This is a genomic window from Asticcacaulis sp., from assembly GCF_051956075.1.
GTDB lineage: Bacteria > Pseudomonadota > Alphaproteobacteria > Caulobacterales > Caulobacteraceae > Asticcacaulis.
Genome location: NZ_JBQCGA010000053.1, coordinates 67,189 through 82,405, shown reverse-complemented (window position 1 = coordinate 82,405; position 15,217 = coordinate 67,189). Strand labels below are relative to the sequence as shown.

The 15,217-nt window shown below is 56.1% G+C and carries 8 protein-coding genes and 1 pseudogene; 6 read left to right on the top strand and 3 right to left on the bottom strand.

Going from position 1 to position 15,217, the window contains the following annotated elements; genetic code table 11:
* Nucleotides 1–54 precede the first annotated feature (54 nt).
* Together ACTHLA_RS13375 and ACTHLA_RS13370 are read right to left on the bottom strand one after the other, a co-directional pair.
* Nucleotides 55–363, bottom strand: coding sequence for an E2 domain-containing protein (locus ACTHLA_RS13375; RefSeq protein ID WP_440190528.1), 309 nt, complete (start codon nt 361–363; stop codon nt 55–57).
* Nucleotides 364–407: 44 nt separating this feature from the next.
* Complete coding sequence (locus ACTHLA_RS13370) at nt 408–2,003, bottom strand: hypothetical protein (protein WP_440190132.1); 1,596 nt, start codon at nt 2,001–2,003, stop codon at nt 408–410.
* A gap of 387 nt (nt 2,004–2,390) precedes the next feature.
* Between ACTHLA_RS13370 and ACTHLA_RS13365 the strand changes: the two genes are divergently transcribed.
* The 5 genes and pseudogenes from ACTHLA_RS13365 (at nt 2,391) to ACTHLA_RS13345 (ending at nt 12,057) form a co-directional block, all read left to right on the top strand.
* The gene (locus ACTHLA_RS13365) at nt 2,391–8,306 is read left to right on the top strand and encodes a DUF3320 domain-containing protein (protein ID WP_440190129.1); all 5,916 of its coding nucleotides are present in this window, start codon (nt 2,391–2,393) and stop codon (nt 8,304–8,306) included.
* Nucleotides 8,306–8,734: pseudogene (locus ACTHLA_RS13360) on the top strand (metallophosphoesterase family protein); the annotation flags it as partial. The gene ACTHLA_RS13365 and the pseudogene ACTHLA_RS13360, both read left to right, overlap by 1 nt.
* 84 nt (nt 8,735–8,818) lie before the next feature.
* Entirely contained in the window at nt 8,819–9,430 is a 612-nt protein-coding gene (locus tag ACTHLA_RS13355) for a metallophosphoesterase family protein (RefSeq protein WP_440190542.1), read from the top strand.
* Nucleotides 9,427–9,756 carry an AAA family ATPase gene (locus tag ACTHLA_RS13350; protein WP_440190126.1) on the top strand — a complete coding sequence of 110 codons (330 nt, stop codon included), beginning with the start codon at nt 9,427–9,429 and terminating at the stop codon, nt 9,754–9,756. The genes ACTHLA_RS13355 and ACTHLA_RS13350 overlap by 4 nt, the downstream gene beginning before the upstream one ends.
* Nucleotides 9,757–9,789: 33 nt before the next feature.
* Nucleotides 9,790–12,057, top strand: a complete 2,268-nt coding sequence (locus tag ACTHLA_RS13345; protein ID WP_440190123.1) for an ATP-binding protein — start codon at nt 9,790–9,792, stop codon at nt 12,055–12,057.
* A gap of 285 nt (nt 12,058–12,342) precedes the next feature.
* On the opposite strand, the gene ACTHLA_RS13340 is transcribed toward ACTHLA_RS13345, so the two are convergent.
* On the bottom strand, nt 12,343–13,776 hold the full coding sequence (locus ACTHLA_RS13340; protein WP_440190120.1) for a helix-turn-helix domain-containing protein: 1,434 nt from the start codon (nt 13,774–13,776) through the stop codon (nt 12,343–12,345).
* Nucleotides 13,777–14,228: 452 nt separating this feature from the next.
* Between ACTHLA_RS13340 and ACTHLA_RS13335 the strand changes: the two genes are divergently transcribed.
* A complete protein-coding gene (locus ACTHLA_RS13335) occupies nt 14,229–15,212 on the top strand; it encodes an AAA family ATPase (protein ID WP_440190117.1) in 984 nt (327 codons plus the stop codon).
* Nucleotides 15,213–15,217 lie beyond the last annotated feature (5 nt).

Here is a 15,217-nt window from a genome sequence, read left to right as displayed (position 1 = left end):
CCTTCGTGGAGAACGACACAAGCTTAGCACCATGTCCGATTTTCGGGGACCACCTCACATTGACCAAATGCCGACCTTCGCAGCTGTGCTCTGGCACTGTAAATATTGCAGGAGATGTAACCACCAAAGCGCAGCCGAATTTGGATCATCGGGCCGTACAGGCTTCAAGCCAAGGCAAAAACTGGAGTCGCCGTTTATGTGTCGTTCAGGGCAGAAGCTCGGCAAGATCATCCCCGGCGTAGTCTCGGTGACGGCGATTGATGTGACTTTTCCTGTGATGGTAAGGCTGATGCCTGAACTCACCCAAATTGTGGAAGCTGGGTATGCCACTCCTTGAATTTTGCTCAAAGAGTGGCTTTTCACTGTGAACCAGTTAGGTGCGCTATGTACCAGATGCTGGAGCAATATCAGACCGCCCTAGTATGCGCCTTGAGCGGTGTATGTGCCTGCATCGATTTAGCCGTCGCAAGCGGCGCTGAGGCCCCAGTCACCACAGCAGGAGAGGAAATCCCATCAATTAGATTAACAGCAGAATCGTAATCGAGATTTTCACAAACCCCTCCCTTAAAAACCTGCCGTACATTCATGCCACCTGCGGCCAATGCCTTTTCCCCGAGAGCTGTTTGGGTTCCGTCACACTGGATTTGCAGTTCTTCTGACCTTATTATCGCCCCGCTAACCGCACACCGAACGCTCGCATCGCCACGTAGGCCAATACGACATATGGGCGAAGTGCCGTATTCGATGCCAATTGCTAGGCCAAGATTTTGAATGCCCGGCAGGATAGACTTGCACAGCTCAAAGGACGATCGTACCGCCGCCGCAGATTTAACAGACTCTTTAACCGTTTTCGTGGAGTCGACGTTGTTTGCTGTGCCGGATGCAATTACCCCGTGAATGCAATCACCAATAAACCGTATTTTTCGGCCTCCAAAATCGTCACGGAGAACTGCGCTGAATTCACCACGAATGACATGTAAGTTTTGAACTGCCTGAGCGATGGCGCCAGTTGCAATGGCTTGGTCGATATAGGCGGTGTAGCCGTCAATATCGGCGTAAATGGACGCCATAGGCATCCGGATGGCATTGCTTGGTGGGAGCTGCTCGAAGTCAATACTCTTAAGCGGCGGTTCGTGTTCGTGGAAATTAAACACCGCTGGCGATGGGCTTATGCCCGTGTCCTTGATGCGGAGTTCGTCCATGTATTCGTTGATCGTACGGCGGATGGACTCATCTAAAAGCGTTCCAGAGGAGGTCCGCAGTTTTTTAATTTCAGCATCATGTATGCGGAACGATTGCTCATTCAATTTAAAGGCAGGAACCTGATTGCTCACAGCCCCATTTAAAACACGTTGAACACGTTCACTTAAAAATACACCAGCGTCTTCGCCTTGTGCCAAATGGGCCGCTTTGTTCGCAGGAGAGCCGACGAACAGGGGGTCTGGCTCATTCCTGCGGCCACTATTTATGGCAACGGCTTTCCCCGTATCGATACCTATGCGGACCTGTGTAGAGTAACGTCCGCCAAACAACTCGTTTGTCCGGCGGACCATTTCGACAAAAGAATTAGCGAAAGCGACGGCTTTTAAAACACGTTCATGTTCGTCGCCTGTTGGTGATAGAACAACCGCATGTAAACGGGCAGAGTGGTAGTCAACTCTTTGGATCTCAAATGTAGAAACCAAACGGTCAGACGCGCCGTAGTGCAGGTGCAAAAACTGCATCGCACGCCTTTGGCTTGCTTCATTCTCAGAATTTTGATCAGCGTAAGTAGTGTTGAAGTCCATGAGGTTTGCGTAAATATGCACACCGTCAGTCAACACCGCTCTACCATATGGTAGAGCGGTAACCTTAATTCCTGAGCCGCCCCCTTCTTGGCGGGTTTCTTTTAGGATGCGGGGGCGATACTGCGTGGCAAAGTCCTCAACCACGACACTTGATGCCACGAATTGATTGTTAAATTTTGCTATGCGCTCTCGGCTACGTTGGGCGTTCCAAGCCATTCTAAATTCCTCAGATATTGTCGTTTTTGATTTCGGCTCGATTCGCATGTTGAATCTACCGTGTAAATTGCATCCCTGAAATTTATGTTCCCCATTCGTGCGCACCGAACGTATGCGGCCTTCAACACTTCGAGATGAAATCCCGAAAATAGGCATAGTTTTTGTAAAAACACTCGAATTTGGGCGTTTTCCCTCGTCAGCGCTTCAACCTAAAGGATACAGGGTTTGAACCAAAATTAGCAAGGGCAAGAAACATCAGATTATTAGAGGTGTTGCCGGTGCGCGTTCCGTGAAATTTTGATGGTTCTTCAAGGCGGTTCTTTTGTGCCTTGCCCTTCGGTTGTAAAATTAGCATAAATACAACTATCTGGTGGAAGGGGAGGCCATATGTCCACTGACGAATATGAATATCAGACAGAAACCGTAGATGAGCGGTGGGTTGTCGCGGATTTGGCCCCATCCATAACGTACGCCTCGTTTCAAAACGCTGTGCCACTCCTACGTTCGATTTCTGTCACCAATCGTCGGCTCGAGGCCTTAACAAACCTTCAGGTCGAACTCGTTTCCCAGCCCGGTTTTATCCGCGCCAAGACGTGGACTATTGACCGCCTGGGGCCCGAGGAAACCTTAACACTCGCCGATCGCCGCATTCACCTCGATCCAGGCTATCTCGCTGGCCTCAACGAAGCCGAACGAGGATGCGTCACAATCGTTTTACGAACACCCGATAAAATCCTGGAGACTCAGGACGTGCCCATTCGCCTTCTCGCGCGCGATGAATGGGGCGGTTGCAGTGATATGATCCAGCTCCTACCGGCATTTGTGATGCCGAACGATCCAGGCGTCTCGAAGGTGTTGCACGTCGCCGCCGAGCAGCTGGCAGCGGCCGGCCATCCTTCAGGCTTGGACGGCTATCAATCGGGCTCACCCGAACGCACTTTCATGCTGACCGGCGCGCTGTACTCCGCAATTTGCCGTCTCGGCCTGCACTATGCCGAACCGCCAGCGAGCTTCGAACTCCGAGGACAAAAGATCCGGCGGCCATCGGTTCAAATCGCCGATGGCCTCGCTACCTGTTTGGATACGACAGTCTTGCTTGCAGGCGCATTGGAAGCGGCCGGGTTGAATCCTGTCCTTCTCCTGTTTTCCGGTCACGCCGCGGTCGGCGTCTGGCTGACCAAACGCACCCTGGCCAATACCGTCGAATTCGACGACATGGACATCCGCAAAGCCATCGCTTCCAAGGAATTGCTGGTGCTAGAAACCACCGGCGTGACCCATCGTCCGGCCATGAGCCTCGGTCAGGCGATGGAGGTACTTGCGCGTCGACTAGCCGAAGTCGAGACTTCTGGTTTCGTCGCTGCGATTGATGTGCACCGCGCGCGCAGCGGTGGCATCACGCCCCTCGCCTCGCACGAAGCAAGAATGGACGCCGTTCCAGATAACCAAGGTGAGTTCTGCGAAGTCTCTTTGCCCCAACCTCCACTCGCAGGCGATTTGCCAGCTGAATGGGCAGAAATCAAACCGACGACGGCTAACGGTCGCATTAATCGCTGGCAAAAGAAGCTACTCGACCTGACCCTCCGGAATCGCCTGCTCAATTTTCCGGATACCAGGAAGACCATTCCCTTCCTGTGCACCGATGTTTCTTTCCTGGAAGATCGTTTAGCCTCCGGCAAAGCCATACATTTGATATCTTTGCCTCAGCAGAACCCGTTGGGTGAACGCGACGAAGCTCTTTACCGTGAGGTACGGGGGCGCGACATTCATCGCGAATTCGCCGCCCAGTCGCTGGAGCGCGATGAGTTGCCCTCACCTCTCGACGCAAAAGCCCTGGAAGCTCGGTTGATCGATCTTTATCGTCAGGCGCGTAGCGACCTCGCCGAGAGCGGAACTAATACCCTTTTCCTTGCGGTCGGCTTTCTGCGTTGGAAAAAATCAGCGACCGACGTCAAGACATACAGAGCGCCGCTCCTGCTGATTCCCGTGAAACTGGAACGCAAGAGCGCTTCGTCGCGCTTCACCTTAGTATACCACGAGGATGAGCCGCGCTTCAACGCGACCCTCTTACAGTTTCTCGAACGCGACTTTGACCTTAAGCTGCCGCAGTTCGCCGGCGACTTGCCGGAGGATGATCACGGTATAGACGTGCCACGTGTCCTCGGCCTCATGCGTCAGGCCGTGCGTGAAATTCCTGGCATGGAAGTGGTCGACGAGACCGCTCTTTCCACTTTTTCCTTCGCCAAATATTTGATGTGGAAGGATTTGACCGATCGCACTGATGCGCTGCGCGGCAATAGGGTGGTTCGCCATCTCATCGACACACCCGAACAACCCTTCGATGGCGGAGGTGGATTTCGTGAAGAATGTGATCTGGATACCGTCGCACCGTCCGAAATAATCTCTCTCCTGCCAGCGGATTCTTCCCAGATCGCTGCCAGCATGGCGGCGGCCGAAGGTCGGGATTTCGTCATTGTCGGGCCGCCTGGAACCGGGAAGAGCCAGACTATCGCCAACATGATCGCCAACTGCTTAGCGGCCGGGAAAACAGTGCTGTTTGTCGCCGAGAAAACCGCTGCACTTGACGTCGTCTACCGTCGCCTACGGGACCATGGACTCGGCGATCATTGCTTGGAACTGCATTCCAACAAATCCGATCGTCGCCGGTTCTTGGCGCAACTGCGTACATCTTGGGAGAGCCATCGGCAGGACGCGAGCGCCTGGTTCGAGATCAATGACAAGCTCAAGATCCGTCGTGACCAACTGAATGCGTACGTCGATGCGCTCCACCGATCCGGACGAAATGGATTAACACCCTTTGCCGCCATGGGCATTGCACTGGAAGGCGCAACGCGGCACGCGCCCGCCCTCGTGTGGAACGACATGGATATACACGACAAGCCTCAACGGGAAGATCTCGCGAGCTTGGCTGGCGAATTAGGACGCGTATGGCAGGCGATGGACAAACGTCCAGTCTTGGATCTCCTGAACGTCGAGCAATGGTCCTCATCATGGCAAGAGACCTTAGTCGCCCGGGTGCAAACCTTACGCGAGGCTGGCGAAGATCTGGAGCGTTGCCTTAGGCGCTTCACAACCCTTTTGGCGTTGCCGGACGACAGGTCCGTCGACCTTCCGACGATTGAACGTCTTGCCGTTCTCGCCACTCTTCTGCGTGACCATGCGGGCATAGACCTAAGCGTCATGTTCGATCCCGAGTTTCAGCAGTTGCGACCCGCCTTGTCCCAACTGGATTCAGACCTAAATGAATACGCCGCGGCCGAAACAGCCCTATCGACACCTTATCCGCGTGAGGGAATCGCGCGCATTCCGGTCGAGTCGTTGGAACGCGCCTGGGCTCAAGCCGTCTCAGCTATTTGGCCCTTCAGTCTTCTGAAGCAAGGCGGCATACGCAAGCAATTACAAATGCACACGAGCGGCGGCATCCCCAAACCGGGAGAAGACCTTGCCAGACTTGCTCGAATGCAAGACCGGCGGAAAAGCATTCTCGAAAACCAGTTGGCAAAACGCGCCGTTCCTTATTCGGGTCTCGACACGGTGGTTAACGACGTCGATCGCCATTTGGCGATTGCAGAACGCCTGCGCGATGTCGTGCGCCGCCTGAATTTGGCCCCTGAAAGCGGCCGGGCCCTGATCGCCAATCTGAAGTCGGCCTTATGCGCCACCGATCGCGATGCGCCCCTGTATCTGGAGGCCGAAGCATTTGCGCGCACCCATGCCACATTCGCAGAAGCCATCCGTCAATTCAATCGCCAGGCCGACCGCGAGTTGTCACTCGACGGCGAAACTTCTCTCGAACAAATCCGCCATTCAATGGATGGATTGTTGAACGCCCGCCACATCATACGAGACTGGACCGCCTGGTGCGAATTGCGCAATCGGGCAGCGACTCGCGGCCTGGCGCCTCTGATCTCCGATATCGAGACCGGCACGATTCCAGCCACGCAGAGCGAAGCCGCTTTCCATCTCGGATACGCCCGCTGGTGGCTGCCGCTGGCTCTCGACGCCGATCCGGTTCTGCGGCAATTCCGCCGCTTCCAGCACGAACATGCCATCGAAGACTTCCGACATCTCGATGACATCGTCCGCAAGGCCGCGACTGCGCGCGTGATGGCGGCTCTGGCGCATGATCTGCCTGAGGTCCAGAGCGTTCCGCGCAAGTCCGAACTCGGGCTCCTGCGCCATCAAATGGATTTGCAGAAGCCTAGCCGCACCATCCGCGAAATGATCGGCGCTCTACCGACCGCCTTTCCGAAACTAGCGCCGTGTATGCTGATGTCACCGCTCTCAATCGCGCAGTATTTGCCACCGGATAAGACGCTTTTTGATGTCGTCATCTTCGACGAAGCGTCTCAGATCACCACCTGGGACGCCGTTGGCGCAATCGCACGGGGTAAGCAAACAATTATCGTTGGCGACCCAAAGCAATTGCCACCGACAAATTTCTTCGGACGCAATGAGGACGAAACAGACGACGAGACGCCCGAGCATGAAGTGGACATGGAGAGTATCCTGGATGAGGCCAAGGCCTCCGGTATCCCGATGCGGGATCTGCGTTGGCACTACCGCAGTCGCAACGAGTCTCTCATCGCATTCTCGAACCACCACTACTACCAGAACCGTCTGATCACTTTCCCATCGCCGACTGTGGAAGATCGCGCGGTGCAACTGCGCGCAATCAAAAACGGCGTTTACGACAAAGGCAAGAGCCGGACTAATCCAATTGAGGCGCGTGCGGTCGCGGACGAAGCCGTTCGGAGGATGGTGTCATGGCTGATGCTACCCGAAGCCTCCAGACCTACTTTGGGTATCATCACCTTCAACAGCCAGCAGCAAGGTCTCATTATGGACCTGCTGGATGAAGCTCGCCGCGGGCAGCCGGCGATCGAATGGTTCTTCGCCGAGGAGCGCACGGAACCCGCTATCGTCAAGAACCTCGAAAACGTCCAAGGCGATGAACGCGACGTGATACTTTTTTCAATCACATTCTGGAAAGATTCAGCCGGTAAGACCTACATGGATTTTGGTGCGTTAAACCGAGATGGAGGCGAACGACGGTTGAACGTCGCGGTCACCCGCGCCAGACAGGAGCTTATCGTCTTCTCGGGCTTCACCGCGGATCAGATCGACACGTCGCGCACGAAAGCCATCGGCGTCCAGCACCTCAAGACCTTTCTCGATTTTGCCGAACGCGGGGCCGTCGCATTGCCGGCTTATGATCATGGTTCCATTGGCGGTGTCGACTCGCCATTCGAAGCCGCCGTCATTGACGCACTCGAGTCAAAGGGCTGGCAAACGATCCCCCAAGTGGGTGTGTCTGGCTTCCGCATCGACATAGGCATTCGTCATCCCGACCTGGCTGGCGCCTATCTAGCGGGTGTTGAATGCGATGGCGCCACTTATCATCGCGCGGCCACGGCCCGCGATCGTGACAAAGTCCGCGAACAAGTCCTACGTGGCCTCGGATGGAATATTCTTCGTGTCTGGTCGACCGACTGGTGGTTCGATACCAAGGGCGCGGTCGACCGCCTCCATGAGAGCCTGACAAACCTTCTTGCTGACAGCCGCACCAAGGCACCTTTGGAATCCACAACCGAAACGGTTCGATCAGATATGGGCCACGACGTGGAAGACAGCGAACAAGTTGCCGGGGAAATTGAACCAGAAAGCCAGGGACCGGACGTCTTAATGGCGAACTCAGCGCCACTTGCCGTCGAGCCGATCGTTGCCCCAAATGTAAAGTTGTCGCATATCGATACATCCGCTGCAGCGGACGACACCGACGGCTATCGCTCCACTGACTTGTCCGATCTATTACCAGATCCAGATCGCTTCCACGATTTCGATTATCGCCATACACTCAGGGCTATGATCGAACGGATCGTAGCTACGGAAGCCCCCATCCGCTCCGACATACTAGCGCAACGCATTGCGCGCGCTCACGGATGGCTGCGCACGGGGCCCAAGATCCGAGAACGCATCGACATTTACGCTCGCGACGTTGATCGCGTCTCAGAATCCAGCGGTGAGTTCATCTGGAAGAAGGGTACGCTCAGTGAGCGCATCCCCTATCGCCCACCTTTAGGCGCCGAACATCGTCGTGCACCGACCGACATCGCCTTGCCTGAACTCGCCTCGCTGATCCTCGATAATCCGGACCTTCTCCTCGCTCGCGACCCTACCCTTGAACTGGCCCGTCTCCTTGGTGTCGAACGGCTAACGGCCAGTTCCCGCGCGCGCCTAGACGAAGCCCTTGCGCACGCCAATTCAATTGGGAATATCTGATGCCGTTCCGCTTTCTACACACCTCGGATTTGCACCTGGGCAAGCGCTTTGGTAATATGCCCGAAGATCTCCGAGGACGCCTCAAGGATGCCCGCCACACTGCCATCGAGCGGCTGGCGACACAGGCGCGCGCCAATCACGTGGCAACTGTACTGGTCGCTGGTGACGTCTTCGACACCGAAACGCCGGCTCAGGAAGTCCTTCGCCAGGCCATTGCCGCAATGGGCAACCACACCGATCTGCGGTGGGTCTTGCTGCCAGGCAATCACGATTCCCTCCAGGCTGAGGAGCTTTGGCGAGAAGTCGCTTCGAAAAAGGCTGACAATGTGTTGCTCGCCCTGACAGAGGAGCCCCTTTGGTTGCACGATCAAGTCGTAGTTCTGCCAGCCCCCTGCAGCACGCGACGGCCAGGTCGGGACGTCACCGAGTGGATGACAAACATCGATACCGGGTCCGCTATCCGGATCGGATTGGCCCATGGGGCGATACAAACCTTTTCCGAAGACGCGGTTGTGACCGACGTCATCGCGCCAGACCGGGCGCGTCTCGCAGGTCTGGACTATTTGGCCCTCGGTGACTGGCACGGCCAGATGCGTATCAATGAGCGGACCTGGTACAGCGGGACGCCAGAACCTGACCGATTCAAACATAACCTACCTGGTACTGCGCTGATTGTGGAGATTGCCGAGCCCGGCTCGGTACCTGATGTCACTCCGGTCAGTACCGGCCTATTCGAGTGGCGCACGCTGTCACTCGATCTATTGTCGGGGGAAGATCCCGTGGAGGTATTGAACGGACGCTTGCCACTCAGTGCCATGCGACGGCAAATCCTTATGAGGCTCGAAGTCACGGGACGTACTGGAATGGCCGAACGTACCAATTTGAGCGCGGCGGTCTCGGCTATCGCACCTGAGTTCGCTTTGACAAACTTCCTGACGGACGATTTGAAGACCGACTGCACTCCGGACAATCTCGATCAGATCGACACGGCTGGCGCCCTTAGACAAGCCGCCGATGCGCTATATGAAGAAAGCCTCAATCCTGCTCTAAGTGAGCAAGAGCGCCATATTGCCGGCGACGCGCTTGTGCGCCTTTTTAGCTATAGCGAAGAGTTCGGCACATGAAAATTAACGCTCTTAGATTGCATAACATTCGCCGGTTCGCCGGCAGGGGCGTCGCCATCGAGAATATCGGCGATGGCGTGAATGTCCTTTGCGAAGCCAATGAGTTTGGCAAGTCGACCTGCTTTGACTCCCTGCACGCCCTCTTCTTTCAAAGCCATTCAACGACCCCTGCAGCTATTCAAAGTCTGCGCCCCTATAGTGGGGGCAACCCGCTAATTGAGGCGGACGTCGAAACGAGCGAGGGACGCTTTCGGCTGAGAAAGCAGTTTTATGGCGGCAGGGCAGCGCAAGTTACCAACCTCACCCAAAATCGGCTCTTGCACTAGGCTGATGATGCTGAAGCATTCATTCGTGACCTCGTGAGCGGCGGGACAACGGGTCCGGCAGGCTTGCTTTGGGTCCGGCAGGGCAACACCGGTCTCGACCGAAAGGCTAAGGCCGAGGAAGAAAACGAAAAACAAGCGCGTGAGACTGTCCTGACCTCTGTTCAGGGGGAAGTCGAATCCATCACTGGTGGTAGGCGGATGCGCGCTATCCTGGACGCATGCGAGTCTGAATTGAGCAAGCTGGTGACGGCCACCTATAAGGCGAAGAGTGGTGGCCCCTACGAAGCCGCCGTTACGGCCCGCAACGGCCTGGCCGAGCGCGTTGGCCAACTGGAAATCGAAGTCAACGCTCTTCATGACGCCCTTAAAGAGCGCCACCTCATTCGAACTCGGCTGACCGAACTTGACGACCCCGAACAATTAGCTGAGATGCGGCTGGCGGTGGACGCGGCGGAGAAGCAATTCGAAGCCGCGAAGCTGCACGCTGAACAACATAAGACGGCTAAGGCCGAAACTGCGCTCAAAAAAAGCCAGCGCGATTTGGCGATAACGAACAGAAACACTTTCGAGCAAACTATGAACCGGCTCGCAGCCGTAGAAAAGGATTTAGAGGCGGCAAATGACGTGCGCAAAGGCGCCATAAATCGGTGCGAACAAGTACGCCTGGCTCAACAAGCTGCAAACGAGGCCACGGACGCCGCCGAAAAGACCGAACGTCAATTGCGCGAACAGCTTGCGATACTGGAGCGCGCCGCAAAAGCTCGCGAAGCGGCTGACAAGCTGGAAAAGGTGCGAGAGGCATTGTCCCAGGCAGAGAGCCTGCGAGAGAAGATTGAAACAATTGAAGCCAAGATCCGCACCCGTGAACTAAAAGAGGAAGCGGTCAACGATATAGAGCGTCTCGAACAGGAGATGACGCGCTTGCGCGCTACCCAGGCGGTTAAGAAGACCACACTCACTATGGTCTACGGGTCCGGTATCGAGCCGTCGATCCGCATAGGTGACGACCTATTGCCGGATAAGCTTGAACAGGCGCTCGCAGGCCCGACCCATTTGACATTGCCCGGCCTAGGCGTGCTCGCTGTGCAACCTCCTGAGTTCACTGATGACGATGACATATCGAAAGTGGAGGCAAAATACCGTGAGTGCCTCGACGCGCTCGGCATCGAGAACCTGGCGATGGCGCGCCGAATTCAGGAAGAGGTTCGCATTCTTAGGGCAGAGGTCGATTTATCGCGACATAAACTGTCGATCGCAGCTCCGGACGGACTCGATACATTGCGTGACTCCGTAGTGGGCCTCGAGGCAGTGATCCAGGTCGATATCGAGCCGACAGGCGACCTAAATGAGGTTCGCGAACAGCTGGAGGCCGCGGACGCAAGTGTTGTCGCAGCAAGGCTCAAGGCTGCCGAACTCAGACCTGTTCTTGAACAGGCCACGAACGACCTTGTCGCGGCCGAAGGGAAAGCAAAACAGCTTGAGGCGGAAATTGAGCAACTCGAAGCCGTTTTGGGTCCTCAGGACCAACGGCTCGGCAAGTGGCGCGAATTGAACGAGACTGCGACGCAGCTCGAAACAGAGCTGACCGAAGCTCAGGCTCGTCTCGACGCGCTTGTTGAGGCCACAATTAATCTCGAAAATGCCGAAGCCTCTCTCCTACGCGCGCGATCAGTTCTCCATGCCCAGAACACGGACAAGGCACAACTCCAGAACATGGAATCGGAACTTAATGGCCGCATTCACGCAAAGACCGGCCAAGCTATCGAGGAAGATCTGCAGGAAGCTCGCGACCAACTGCGTATAATCGAAGAACAGGTGACACGCTTTGAACACGAGGTCACTGTCCTGCGTAAACTCAAAGATACGCTGCTGACAACAAAGGGCGCAGCGCGTGAGCAATATTTTGAACCCGTCATGAACGAGTTGCGACCGCTACTTGGCCTGATGTTCGACGACGCCACGATTACATTCGATGATGAAACTCTTTTGCCGAACGCCATTTGTCGGAATGGTCAGCAAGAGCAAATTCCGGCATTGAGCGGGGGCATGAGAGAACAAATGGCGGTACTCACACGCCTTGCATTTGCTCGCCTTCTGGCGCGTACAGGACGTCCGGCACCGGTGATACTGGATGATGCACTTGTATATTCAGACGACGATCGAATCGAAAAAATGTTTGATGCCCTGCATCGACAAGCCCGCGAACAGCAAATCATTGTGTTCTCCTGTCGACAGCGGGCCTTTTCGCGCTTGGGTGGAAATCGGTTGAGGCTTTCAGACTGGACGCCTGCCACGCCATAGTTGTGTTAACGTGCACAGGCAGCCAGACCTCTCCCTAGTCGTGAACCACGGCCACTGTCTGATACCTAATGGGTATGGTTTTTCTGTAGAAGCAACAACGGACCAAAATTCCGGCACCGGCATCTTTAAGCTCGAACATGTCCCCTTCGGGCAGAACCGGCAAGTCGCCTTCGCGCCCTAACCGGAAATAGGGCTGGTCGGGTGGGGGTTCGCGTTTTTTTGCTCTGAAGCGGACATTGGCGCCTAATGGCTCGTTAGTCCAAATGCGGACGTGGTGTCACAGACTCATCCTACCGAGGGTTTCCAATCGGGCGACAAGCGAGAAAGCTGGCATTGCAACTCGCTCCACTGATGAGGATGGTCCGCCTCCGATATTTTCGCCAAGGCCAGATCGAGCAGATCCGCAGCCTCCGATCGGTGTCCACCGGCGCCCTCGGCCGCTAAGTTCGACAGGTTGATCAGGGCCTCGCTCTTCGTTCGGGCAGAAGCGATCCAGTATTGCAACTCGTCAGGTCCATCACGCACTTCGAACGACAGGTTCGCGTGCTCGATTGCCGCTTCCAGATTGGCGGCCGCTGCCGAGCTGTCCCCTTGTAAAGATGCCATCTTGATAAAAGAGCAGGCAAGATTGTGCTGAAGGATGCCCCATTGGACAGCCTCTTTTTCTCGCGTAAGCACCGAAAGCGCGGACACTTGCAGCCGCAAGGCTTCCAGAACATTCTCGATGTGTCCGGCGTCAGATGAAGCCATCGAACGCTCCTGAAGGACAGTTGCGAGATTGACCTCGGCAAAGGCGCGAAACTCCGCCATCAGTCTGGGATCGGCGTTGGCGCGCAAATCTTCAAAATGACGCCGGCTTTCCCAATAATGGCCGGTCTGCAATTCAGGCCGGTCAAATTGCGCCAGGCGGGTAAACACCGCACCGAGCGCGTTCTTTGATTTTGCCCATTCGTTAGGGTGGGCAGTCTCTGTCCAAACGGCAAGATTGTGTGTCAACGCGTCACGCGCTTCGAACAGGGCCTGAGCGTTGCGGTACCGGTAGGCGTACTCGCGAAGGGTGCCGACGTATTTCCAACGAGCGGCCATTTCGAGGGTCACGTCAAAGGCGGCATAATATCGAGCAGACCTTTCGAAGTGCCGCGCAGCGCGCTCGACGTCACCGGTGAACAGGGCCGCCTTGCCTCGTTCCAAGCTAAGGTTTGACTGTTGCTCGACCATCGGTAGGGTCTTTTGCGCTAACTGTACGGCCTCGGCGCGTTCCAGTAGGTTGTCCGCTAGGTCCATCTGCCCCCGCTCAAGGGCTGCTTGCGCCTCGTCGATCAAAGACCGAATCGCTTGATTGGTTTCGCCGATTGCCGCCAATCGCCCCTTCATGTCACGAAATTCCGTAGCTTTTTCACGAAGGAACGCTTCGAAATCGGCTTCGAGCGCATCGGGGTTGTCCATGCCGAAACGAAGCGCCAGGTTTTCGAGAACGCGCGACGGCATGTCGGGCGGCGAGCCGGTGTGGCAAGCCCGGCGCTCGGCCCTTGTAATGTTCAGGGCGACGCAGAGGGCGTCGATTGTCTTGGCGTGCGGATTGGCGATTTTACCGTTTTCCAGGTCGGAAATTCGCGCCTTGGTCAGGCCAGTAATTGCGACCAAGGCATCCTGCGAGAGCTGTTCAATGCCGCGCTTTTCTCGCACCAGAAGGCCAAAATTCGCACCGGGAGTCTGCATAACGGTAACTTTCGATAACTTTCGGCAAGCCTTTGGGAACGCGTGTTCGTCCGAGAGAGCATAAGTAATAAGGGCGCGCTGAAACAAGAACGACCCGGCCGGGTTCCAGCACAGGACCCTACGATGAAACTTTCTACCGAACAAACACTGCATATCGCGACGGCTTCTATTTGCCTTGCGTCGGCTTGGCACCCTGCCCCCCTCGTCTATGGCGTGCTTCTCGCCGCCATCAGTCTTGGGTTCGCGGCCTTGACGGACCGCCATGACTAGCTCCAGGGCGGCCTACCTGATAGGACTGGCACAACCCACGCCTTCAGCGCGCCAACTTGGTCACCTGAAGGCGTGGGTGACGGCGCAAAATTGGGCCCCTGTGGCAGGGACAAGCGACCTCGCTACTGGCCTCTGCCAATGAATCGGGCTATAATAATCGTTTAACGGGAGGAAGGTGTAACATGGCGCGCGGCGAGTTGATGAAGAAGCTGCTCGCGAGTTACGGTCGAGAGGCGGAGTTCCGCACCGTCGCCGAGCAGATTATTCTCGAAGAAGAGCAGAAGAACAACAAGGTATTGGCGCGCTCGCTGCGCAAATCGCTGGACAGCACGACCGGCACGCCGGCCGGGGCCAAGACGCTCGCCCCACTTATCCCCTTTCCAGACGCGGCCAACGACTTCATGGATCGCGTCGACATCGTCCATAATCAGAACGATATCGTCTTGAGCGCCACGAATACGCGCGTCTTCCATGGCCTTATTAAGGAATTCAAACGCGGTGAGGATATTCGCCGCAATGGCATGACGGTGCGCTCCAAGCTTCTGTTCTGCGGTCCGCCTGGCTGCGGCAAAACGCTTTGCGCGGAAATTTTCGCTGGTGAACTCGGACTACCCTTGTTCGTCGTCAAACTGGACCGGATCATTTCGTCCTATCTGGGTGAAACGGCGGGGAACATTCGCAAGATCTTCGAGTTCGCGCGCAAGCAGCCCTGCGTCATGTTCCTCGACGAATTCGACGCGCTGGCGCGCGCGCGGGATGACCCGAGCGAGCACAATGAACTGCGTCGCGTCGTCAACAGCCTGCTGATTTTCATCGATCGCATGCAGCCCAAGGGTTTCCTGGTGGCGGCGACTAACCTCGACCAGTCGCTCGACCCGGCTATCTGGCGCCGCTTTGATGAAGTCGTCTGGTTTGATCGGCCAGATGCCAAAATGATCGAGCGCTATCTTCAAATGAAATTCCGCAACGTCGATCGCAACTTCAATCCGCTGGAGTTTGCGGATTCGCTGGAGGGCTATTCCTACGCTGAGGTGGAGAGGATTTGTGTACAAGCCATCAAGGCCTCGATTATCGACCGACGCAAACAGGTCCGGGGGGCGGATTTCACCAAGGCGATCAGTGATGAGCGCCGCCGGCGCTCCGGTCTCTCCAGGCTCGCAACTTAAAAGAG